At 67.5% G+C, this 10,003-nt stretch carries 9 protein-coding genes; 8 read left to right on the top strand and 1 reads right to left on the bottom strand.

All coding sequences use genetic code 11. The annotated features are described in order from the left end of the window. A partial coding sequence (locus AC1DY5_RS28620; RefSeq protein ID WP_478116898.1) for an ABC transporter transmembrane domain-containing protein occupies positions 1 to 1,653 on the bottom strand: 1,653 nt, incomplete at its 3' end. A 79-nt stretch (positions 1,654 to 1,732) separates the two neighbouring features. Between AC1DY5_RS28620 and AC1DY5_RS28615 the strand changes: the two genes are divergently transcribed. The 8 genes from AC1DY5_RS28615 to AC1DY5_RS28580 form a co-directional block, all read left to right on the top strand. Next, the gene (locus AC1DY5_RS28615; protein ID WP_478116896.1) at positions 1,733 to 2,290 is read left to right on the top strand and encodes a MarR family winged helix-turn-helix transcriptional regulator; all 558 of its coding nucleotides are present in this window, start codon (positions 1,733 to 1,735) and stop codon (positions 2,288 to 2,290) included. Beyond that, the gene (locus AC1DY5_RS28610) at positions 2,271 to 3,740 is read left to right on the top strand and encodes an efflux transporter outer membrane subunit (RefSeq protein ID WP_478116894.1); all 1,470 of its coding nucleotides are present in this window, start codon (positions 2,271 to 2,273) and stop codon (positions 3,738 to 3,740) included. Before AC1DY5_RS28615 ends, AC1DY5_RS28610 begins: the two co-directional genes overlap by 20 nt. A 39-nt stretch (positions 3,741 to 3,779) precedes the next feature. Beyond that, positions 3,780 to 5,090 carry an EmrA/EmrK family multidrug efflux transporter periplasmic adaptor subunit gene (locus tag AC1DY5_RS28605; protein WP_478116892.1) on the top strand — a complete coding sequence of 437 codons (1,311 nt, stop codon included), beginning with the start codon at positions 3,780 to 3,782 and terminating at the stop codon, positions 5,088 to 5,090. 17 nt (positions 5,091 to 5,107) lie between these two features. Next, positions 5,108 to 6,667 (top strand): DHA2 family efflux MFS transporter permease subunit, encoded by a 1,560-nt coding sequence (locus tag AC1DY5_RS28600; protein ID WP_478116890.1) that lies wholly within the window; start codon positions 5,108 to 5,110, stop codon positions 6,665 to 6,667. Positions 6,668 to 6,821: 154 nt separating this feature from the next. Then, positions 6,822 to 7,592: an ABC transporter ATP-binding protein gene (locus AC1DY5_RS28595; protein ID WP_478116888.1), complete on the top strand. Its 771-nt coding sequence runs from the start codon at positions 6,822 to 6,824 to the stop codon at positions 7,590 to 7,592. After that, positions 7,592 to 8,302, top strand: coding sequence for an ABC transporter ATP-binding protein (locus AC1DY5_RS28590; protein WP_478116886.1), 711 nt, complete (start codon positions 7,592 to 7,594; stop codon positions 8,300 to 8,302). The genes AC1DY5_RS28595 and AC1DY5_RS28590 overlap by 1 nt, the downstream gene beginning before the upstream one ends. A 43-nt stretch (positions 8,303 to 8,345) precedes the next feature. Next, positions 8,346 to 9,542 (top strand): ABC transporter substrate-binding protein, encoded by a 1,197-nt coding sequence (locus AC1DY5_RS28585; protein ID WP_478116884.1) that lies wholly within the window; start codon positions 8,346 to 8,348, stop codon positions 9,540 to 9,542. A 45-nt stretch (positions 9,543 to 9,587) separates the two neighbouring features. Further along, a partial coding sequence (locus AC1DY5_RS28580; RefSeq protein ID WP_478116882.1) for an ABC transporter substrate-binding protein occupies positions 9,588 to 10,003 on the top strand: 416 nt, incomplete at its 3' end.

Raw genomic sequence — 10,003 nt, 5'->3', positions numbered from 1 at the left:
GGCCAGACGGTGGGCGATGACCAGCGTGGTGCGGCCCACCATGGCGGATTCGAGTGCCGCCTGCACCATCCGCTCGCTTTCGGCGTCGAGTGCGCTGGTGGCTTCGTCCAGCAACAGCAGCGGAGGGTTCTTGAGCATGGCGCGCGCGATCGCGATGCGCTGGCGCTGACCGCCCGACAGGCGCACGCCGCGCTCGCCCAGAAACGTGTCGTAGCCCTCGGGCAGGGCCCGCAGGAAGCCGTCCGCGAAGGCGGCGCGGGCGGCGACATGGACCTCCTCGACGCTGGCGTCGGGCCGGCCGTAGCGGATGTTCTCGAGCGCGCTGGCCGAGAAGATCACCGCATCCTGCGGCACCAGGCCGATGCGCTGGCGCAGGGTGTCGAGCGATAGCGCCGCCAGCGGCGTGCCATCGAGGGTGATGCGGCCGGACTGGGGGTCGTAGTAGCGCAGCAGCAACTGGAACACCGTGCTCTTGCCGGCGCCGCTCGATCCGACCAGCGCCACGGTTTCGCCCGGCGCCACCCGGAGGCTGAAATCGCGCAGGGCAGGGGTGCGGGGCCGCGAGGGATAGTGGAAGCCCACGCCCTCCAGACTCAGGGCGCTGCCGGCGGCGGGCAYCGGCGCCTGGGCCGGCCGCTCGGGCGACACGATCACCGGGTTGGCATGCAGCAGTTCCATCAGTCGTTCGGTGGCGCCCGCGGCCCGCAGCAGGTCGCCATAGACCTCGCCGAGCACCGCGGCGGCGCTCGCCAAGATGATCACGTAGACCACGGTCTGGCCCAGGTGTCCGGCCGTGATGTCGCCGCGCAGCACGGCCTGCGTGCCCTGGTAGAGGCCCCATAGCAGCGCCGCCGACGTGGCGATGATGATGAAGGCCACCAGCACCGAGCGCGCGCGGGTGCGGCGCACCGCGGTGCGGAAGGCGCTGTCGGTCGAGGCGTCGAAGCGGGCCGCCTCGCGAACCTCGGCCGTATAGCTCTGCACCACCGGGATCGCGTTGAGCACTTCGGCCGCGATCGCGCTGGAGTCGGCCACCCGGTCCTGGCTGGCGCGCGAGAGCTTGCGAACCCGCCGGCCGAACCACATGCTGGGCAGCACCACCAGCACCAGGATGCCGAGCACCTGCACCATCACGTAGGGATTGGTCCAGACCAGGATCGCCAGGGCGCCGATGCCCATGACCGCGTTGCGCAGCCCCATGCTCAGCGAGGAGCCGACCACGGTCTGGACCAGCGTGGTGTCGGCGGTCAGGCGCGACAGCACCTCGCCGGTCTGGGTGGTCTCGAAGAATTCGGGGCTCTGCCGCAGCACGTGGGCGTAGACCGCGTTGCGCAGGTCGGCCGTGACTCTTTCGCCGAGCCAGCTGACCGTATAGAAGCGCGCCGCCGAGAACAGCCCCAGCGCCACCGCGACGGCGAACAGGGCGACGAAATGCTCGCGGAGGGCCATTGTCTGCGCCCCCTTGTCGGTCGAGACCAGGCCGCCGTCGATCAGGCTGCGCAAGGTGATCGGGAACACCAGGGTGGTCGCCGCCGCCATGACCAGGAACACGATCGCCAGGATGATCTGGGTGCGATAGGGGCGCAGGAAAGGCGCCAGGCCGGTCAAGGATTTTGGCGATCCTTTGGCGGGCGAGGGGGAAGAGGAGGCCATATCGGGGCCATTCTAGCGAAACGCTTGCCCCACCAAAGGTCGCCTTGACAGTAATTGCCGAGGCAAATATTATTGGGGTATGTCCGAATCCCAGACCCCCGAAGTTCGCCCCGAGCCGGCTTCGCCCGGCCAATTGCCGGCGGTCGCGGCCTTCTACAAGGCCGAGAACTACCGCGCGGAGGAGAGCATCGGCTACATGATGCGCCGCATCCTGAGCGCGGTGGCCCAGTCGGTCGAGCTCCAGATGTGCGAGCCGGGCGGCCCGACCTATCCGCAGTGGGTGCCCTTGCACAAGCTGCACATGGGCAAGGTGACGACGGTGGCCGAGCTGGCGCGCGAATGCGAGCTCGACACCGGTGCCATGACCCGCCTGCTGGACCGGCTGGAAGCCAAGGGCCTATGCCGCCGGGTGCGCTCGGTCGCCGACCGGCGCGTGGTCCACATCGAGCTCACAGACGAGGGCCGCGCCGCGGCCCGCGAGGTGCCGGAAATCCTCAGCCGGGTGCAGAACGAGCACCTGGCTGGCTTCAGCAACGAGGAGTGGGAGCAGCTCAAGGGCTATCTGCGCCGCATCCTCGACAACGCGCAGGCCTTGTCGGCCCGTGGAGAAAAGAAAGATGAATCGACTCCTTCCTGAGCGCGCCTTGCGCCGTAGCGGCGCGGTCGCGGCCGCCGTGCTGGCACTGGCCGTCGCGGGCTGCGCCGACATGGGCGCGATCGCCTCGAACCCGAAGATGCAGACCGCCGAGACCCTCGGCATAGCCACCGCCCCTGCGACCCCGGCCCTCGACAGCCAATGGTGGCTGGCCTTTGGCGATCCGCAGCTCAACGGGCTGATCGACCAGGCCATCGCGGGCAACCCGAACCTGCAGATCGCCCAGGCCCGGCTGGCGCGCGCCCAGGCCGCCGTGTCGACGACCGCAGCGGCCGACAAGCCGCAGATCGACGGCTCGCTCGACCTCATGCGGCAGCAGTTCAGTGGCAGCTACATCTATCCGGCGCCGCTCGGCGGCTCGATCCAGGAGACCGGCACGCTGCAGCTGAGCGCCGGCTGGGAGCTCGATTTCTTCGGCAAGAACCGCACCGCGATCGAGGCCGCGATCGGCAGCGCGAATGCCGCCGCCGCTGAGGCCGATGCGGCCCGCATCCTGCTGGCCACCAACGTCGCCCGCGGCTACGTCCAGTGGGCCCGGCTGAACGATCGGCTGGTGGTGGCGCAGCGCGCGCTGGCGCAGCGCGAAGAGCTGCTCAAGCTGGTGCGTGACCGCGTCTCGGCCGGGCTCGACACGCGCCTGCAACTCAAGCAGAGCGAGAGCAGCGTGCCCGAGGCGCGCCAGCAGATCGAGGCCCTGGACGAGCAGATCGCGATCGCCCGCCATGCGCTCGACGCCCTGGTGGCCAAGCCCGAGGTGACGCAATCGCTGAAGCCGCCGCGCCTGGGCGACTTCAAGGCGATGCCCTTGCAGCAGACCATCCCGGCCGACCTGCTGGGCCGGCGCGCCGACATCGCCGCCGCCCGCTGGCGCGTGGAAGCCGCCAGCAGCGACGTCGCCAACGCGAAGACCCTGTTCTATCCCAACGTCAACCTGGTGGCCTTCGCGGGTCTCCAGAGCATCGGCTTCGACAACCTGCTGAAGTCGGGCAGCCAGCAGTGGGGCGTCGGCCCCGCGATCCGGCTGCCGATCTTCGAGGGCGGCCGCCTGCGCGCCAACCTGCGCGGCAAGTCGGCCGATCTCGATGCCGCGATCGACAGCTACAACACCGCCGTCTTCGACGCCGTGCGCGATGTCGCCGACCAGGTGACGAGCGTACAGTCGGTGGCGCGCCAGCAGGTCCAGCAGAAAGAGGCGCAGGACGCCGCCGAGGCCGCCTACGACATCGGCCTGCAGCGCTACAGCGCCGGGCTCGGCAACTACCTCGACGTGCTGACGGCCGAAGTMACGGTGCTGGCGCAGCGCCGCGACGGTGTCGACCTCGCCGGTCGCGCGCTCGAGAGCCAGGTCGGCCTGGCGCGCGCGCTGGGCGGCGGCTGGCAGCCGACGGACAGCGCCCACGCCGCCGCCGCGCCCGCGCCCCAGCACCCCTGAGCACTTCCGAACACCGCTCCGAATCCGAAAGACACTGTCATGGAAAACAGCAATACCACCTCAGCCGCTGCGCCTGTCGAGTCCGCCGCCCCGGCTCCCGCCGCCGGCAACAAGCGCCGCCGGGCGCTGACCACGCTGGCCTCGATCGTGATCCTCGCCGGCGCCGGCTGGGCCGCCTACGAATGGCTGGTCGCGAGCCACTATGAATCGACCGACAATGCCTACGTGCAGGGCAACGTGATCCAGATCACGCCCCAGATCGGCGGCACCGTGATGGCGATCATGGCCGACGACACCGACCTCGTGAAGGCCGGCCAGCCGTTGGTGCAACTCGATCCTTCGGACGCCAAGGTGGCGCTCGAGCAGGCCGAGGCGGCGCTGGCGCAGGCGGTGCGTCAGGCCCGCACGCTCTATGTCAACAACGGCTCGCTGGCGGCCCAGGTCACGCTGCGGCAGGCCGACATCGCGCGTGCGCAGAGCGACATCGCGCGCGCCCAGGACGACCTCACCCGCCGTCAGGCGCTGGCCGGCAACGGCGCGGTGTCGAAGGAGGAACTGAACCACTCCGAGACCGCGCTCGCCAACGCCAAGAGCCAGCTGGCCGCGGCGCAGGCCGGCGTGCTGTCGGCGCGCCAGCAGCTCGCGAGCAACGAGTCGTTGACCGAAGGCACCAGCGTCGAGCAGCATCCCAGCGTGCTGGCCGCCGCCGCCAAGGTGCGCGAGGCCTACCTCGCGACCCAGCGCGTCGCGATGCCGGCACCGGTCGAGGGCTATGTCGCCAAGCGCACGGTGCAGCTCGGCCAGCGCGTGGCCGCCGGCACGCCGATGATGTCGATCGTGCCGCTGAACCAGCTTTGGGTCGATGCCAACTTCAAGGAAGTGCAGCTGCGCAACATCCGCATCGACCAGCCCGTGAAGCTCACGGCCGACCTATATGGCAAGAAGATCGAGTACGACGGCCGGGTGGCCGGGCTCGGCGTCGGCACCGGTGCGGCTTTTGCGCTGCTGCCGGCGCAGAACGCTACCGGCAACTGGATCAAGGTGGTGCAGCGGGTGCCGGTTCGCATCGCGCTCGACCCCGAGCAGCTCAAGGCCAACCCGCTGCGCGTCGGCCTCTCGATGGACGCCGAGATCGACGTCGCCAAGAAGAACGGCAAGGCCCTGGCCGAAGCGCCACGCGGCAGCGCGCTGATCCAGACGCAGGTCTACAGCCAGCTCGACAGCGGCGCCGACGCCGTGGTCCAGCGCATCATCGCCGCCAACCTCGGTCGTGAGCCGGCGCCGCCCAAGGCGCCCGCGGCCAGCAGCCTGCCGGTCTCGCCGATTTCTTCGCAAGTCCATCCGGGCTGATCGGGCGACCGCGCGCGATGTCCAACGCCACCGCTCCCACGCCGATCCAGCCGCTCGACGGTTCTGCCCGCGTCTGGGGCACCATCGCGCTCTCGGCCGCGACCTTCATGAACGTGCTCGACACGTCGATCGCCAACGTCTCGCTGCCGGCCATCGCCGGCGACCTCGGCGTCAGTTCGACGCAAGGCACCTGGGTCATCACCAGCTTCGCGGTGGCCAACGCCATCGCAGTGCCGCTGACCGGCTGGCTCACGCAGCGCTTCGGACAGGTGCGCCTGTTCATGGCCAGCGTGCTGCTGTTCATCATCAGTTCCTGGCTCTGCGGGCTGGCGCCCAACATGACCACGCTGATCGCCTTCCGCGCGCTGCAGGGCTTCGTTGCCGGCCCCATGATCCCGCTGTCGCAGACGCTGCTGCTGTCGAGCTATCCGCGTGCCAAGGCCGGGCTGGCGATGGCGATGTGGTCGATGACCACGCTGGTTGCGCCGGTGATGGGGCCGCTGCTCGGTGGCTGGATCACCGACAACATCTCCTGGCCCTGGATCTTCTACATCAACATCCCGGTCGGCCTGCTGGCCGCGGGCATCACCTGGGCCATCTACCGTAAGCGCGAGAGCGCGACCCGCAAGGTGCCGATCGATGGCATCGGGCTGGCGCTGCTGGTGCTCTGGGTCGGCTCCATGCAGCTCATGCTCGACAAGGGCAAGGAACTCGACTGGTTCCACTCGGCCGTGATCCTGACGCTGGCGGTGGTGGCGCTGGTCGGTTTCGCCTTTTTCCTGATCTGGGAGCTGACCGACAAGCATCCGGTGGTCGATCTATCGCTTTTCAAGCGGCGCAACTTCTGGTCGGGCGCGTTCGCGACCGCGGTGGCTTACGGCCTGTTCTTCGGCAACGTGGTAATCCTGCCGCTGTGGCTGCAGCAGTACATGGGCTACACGGCGACCCAGGCCGGCATGATCATGGCGCCGGTCGGCATGCTGGCGATCTTCTTCTCGCCGATCGTCGGTCTCACGGTCGGCAAGGTCGACCCGCGCCGCTACGCGACCTTCTCGTTTCTGGTGTTCGCGCTGGTGCTGTGGATGCGCTCAAACTTCAACACCCAGGCCGACTTCTGGACCATCATGATCCCGACCATCATCCAGGGCGTGGCGATGGCCTTCTTCTTCATCCCGCTGGTCACGATCACCTTGTCGGGCCTGCCGCCGGACCGGATCCCGGCGGCCTCGGGGCTATCGAACTTCCTGCGCATCACCGCGGGCGCGGTCGGCACCTCAGCCGCCACCACCTTGTGGGAGAACCGGGCCGCGCTGCACCATGCGCAGCTGGTCGAGTCTGTGAACAGCGGCAGCAACGCGGCGAACAGCGCCATCGCCAACTTCGGCGCCAACGGCTTCAGCCCGGAGCAGGTGCTGGGGCAGATCAATCGCCTGGTCGACCAGCAGTCATTCATGCTGGCTTCGAACGATGTCTTCTACGGCTCGGCGATCCTGTTTCTGTTGCTGATCCCCCTGGTCTGGCTCGCGAAGCCGGCGCGAGGCAGCGGCGCATCGGACGCCGCGGCGGGCGCGCACTAGGCGCTGCGCCCGCATAGGTTGCATTGCAGCATAGGCATTTGCCCCAGTAGGCAAGTTTCGTTACGCCCGCAAACAATGCGGTCCGCGCTACCAAGTGCGCATACATGGACCGCATGAACGATCTTTTCTGTCAGCAATCGGGTGACCGCGCGAGATGAGCGACATCATTCTCGAAACACGCCAGCTCACCAAGGAATTCAAGGGTTTCACCGCGGTCAGCAAGGTCGACCTTTCGGTCGTGCGCGGTTCGATCCACGCGCTGATCGGGCCCAATGGCGCCGGCAAGACCACCTGCTTCAACCTGCTCACCAAGTTCCTCGAGCCGACCTCCGGCACCATCCTGTTCAATGGCCTGGACATCACGAACGAGCGGCCGGCGCAGATCGCGCGCCGCGGGATCATCCGCTCGTTCCAGATTTCCGCCGTGTTCCCGCACCTGACGCTGCTCGAAAACGTGCGCCTCGGACTGCAGCGCGCGCTGGGTACCTCCTACCATTTCTGGAAGAGCGAGAAGTCGCTCAAGCCGCTCGATGCCCGGGCCCGTGCCCTGCTGGCCGAAGTCGGCCTCGAGGACCTTTCCGACGAGCTGACCGTGAATCTCCCGTACGGCCGCAAGCGCGCGCTCGAGATCGCGACCACGCTGGCGATGGAGCCCGAGCTGATGCTGCTTGACGAGCCGACGCAGGGCATGGGCCACGAGGACGTGCACCGCGTCGCCGAACTCATCAAGCGCGTCTCGGCCGGCCGCACCATCCTGATGGTGGAGCACAACATGAGCGTGGTCTCGACCATCGCCGACACGATCACGGTGCTGCAGCGCGGCGCAGTGCTGGCCGAAGGCCCGTACGCCGAGGTCTCGCGCAACCCGCAGGTGATGGAGGCCTACATGGGCACCACCGACGGCCAGCTGCAGGGAGCCCACTGATGGCGACTCCCGCATTAGAGATCAAGGGCCTGCAGGCCTGGTACGGCGAATCGCATGTGCTGCACGGCGTCGACATGGTGGTGCAGCCGGGCGAGGTGGTCACGCTGCTGGGCCGCAACGGTGCGGGCCGCACCACCACGATGCGCGCCGTGCTCGGCCTGACCGGCGCCCGCAAGGGCAGCATCAAGGTCAACGGCACCGAAACGATCCAGATGGCGACCCACCGCATCGCGCACCAGGGCATCGGCTACTGCCCGGAGGAGCGCGGCATCTTCGCCAGCCTGTCGTGCGAAGAGAACCTGCTGCTGCCGCCGCCGCTGAAGGGCGCCGGCAAGGGCATGTCGGTGGACGAGATCTACGCCATGTTCCCGAACCTCGCCGAGCGCCGCAACAGCCAGGGCACGCGGCTGTCGGGCGGCGAGCAGCAGATGCTGGCGGTGGCGCGCATCCTGCGCACCGGCGCGCGACTTCTCTTGCTCGACGAGATCTCCGAAGGCCTCGCGCCCGTGATCGTGCAGGCGCTGGCCCGCATGATCACGATGCTGCGAAGCAAGGGCTACACGGTGGTGATGGTCGAGCAGAACTTCCGCTTCGCGGCGCCGCTGGCCGATCGCTTCTATGTGATGGAGCATGGGCGCATCGTCGAGAAGTTCGGAGCCGCCGAGCTCGAGGCCAAGATGCCGGTGCTCAACGAGCTGCTCGGCGTTTGACTTTTCCTTTTATCGCAACCTGTTGATTGGACGGAGAACCTCCATGAAGAACCAATTCAGCGCATTGACCCTGGCCATCGCCGCGATGGCGCTCGCTTCCGGCGCCGCACAGGCCCAGGAAAAGGTGAAGATCGGCTTCGTCACCGACATGTCGAGCCTGTATGCCGACCTCGAAGGCAAGAACGGCGCGCTGGCGATCCAGATGGCGATCGACGACTTCGGCGGCAACGTGCTGGGCCAGCCGATCGAGCTGCTGACGGCCGATCACCAGAACAAGGCCGACATCGCGGCCTCGAAGGCACGCGAATGGATTGACACCAACGGCGTGACGATGGTCTTCGGCGGCACCAACTCCGGCACGGCGCTGGCCACCGCGAAGGTGGCGCAGGAAAAGAAGCGCGTGTACTTCAACAACGGCGCTGCGTCGTCGGCGCTCACCAATGAGCAGTGCAGCCCGTACACGGTGCACTACGCTTACGACACTGTCGCGCTTGCCAAGGGCACCGGCGCGGCGGTGGTCGATCGCGGCGGCAAGTCGTGGTTCTTCCTGACGGCCGACTATGCCTTCGGCCATGCCCTCGAGGCCGACACCAGCGCGGTGGTCAAGGCCAAGGGCGGCACGGTGGTCGGCACAGTGCGCCATCCGCTCAACGCATCGGATTTCTCGTCCTTCCTGCTGCAGGCTCAGAACTCCAAGGCGCAGATCCTCGGTCTCGCCAACGCCGGCGGCGACACCATCAATTCGATCAAGGCGGCTAAGGAATTCGGCATCGGCAAGACCATGAAGACCGCGGGCCTGCTGATCTTCCTGAGCGACATCCACAGCCTGGGCCTGAAGAACACCGAAGGCCTGCTGCACACCACGAGCTGGTACTGGGACCTGAACGACGACACCCGCAAGTTCTCGAAGCGCTTCTTCGACAAGACCAAGCGCATGCCGTCCGACATCCAGGCTGCCGACTACTCGGCCACGACGACCTACCTGAAGGCGGTGCAGGCGGCCAAGACGATCGACGCCGACAAGGTGATGGCCGAGCTCAAGAAGACCCCGATCGACGACTTCTACGCCAAGGGCGTGATCCGCCCCGACGGCCGCATGGTGCACGACGTGTATCTGGTCGAGGTCAAGTCGCCGGCCGAATCGAAGCAGCCCTGGGACTACCTCAAGGTGATTGCCAAGCTGCCGGGCGACCAGGTCTTCACGGCCAAGGCCGACTCCAAGTGCGCGCTCTGGAAATGACGCGTCGACTTCCCGATTTCTCTCACTCACATTCTTGACCCCACCATGAAAAAAACAATCGCACTTTCTGCTGTCTCCCTGGCCGTCGCCTTCGCGACCGGTGCCGTTCAAGCACAGGAGAAGGTCAAGATCGGTTTCATCACCGACATGTCGAGCCTGTACGCCGACGTCGAAGGCAAGAACGGCGCCACTGCGATCCAGATGGCGATCGACGATTTCGGCGGCAAGGTCAACGGCCTGCCGATCGAACTGGTCACGGCCGATCACCAGAACAAGGCGGACATCGCCGCCTCGAAGGCGCGCGAGTGGATCGACACCGACAACCTCACGATGCTGTTCGGCGGCACCAACTCCGGCACCGCCCTGGCGATGGCCAAGGTGGCGCAGGAGAAGAAGCGGGTCTTCCTCGTCAACGGCGCCGGCACCTCGGCGCTGACCAACGAGCAGTGCAGCCCGTACAC

It is taken from the genome of Variovorax sp. P4_D9, assembly GCF_056401695.1.
This window is presented reverse-complemented; position numbering and strand designations above follow the sequence as displayed.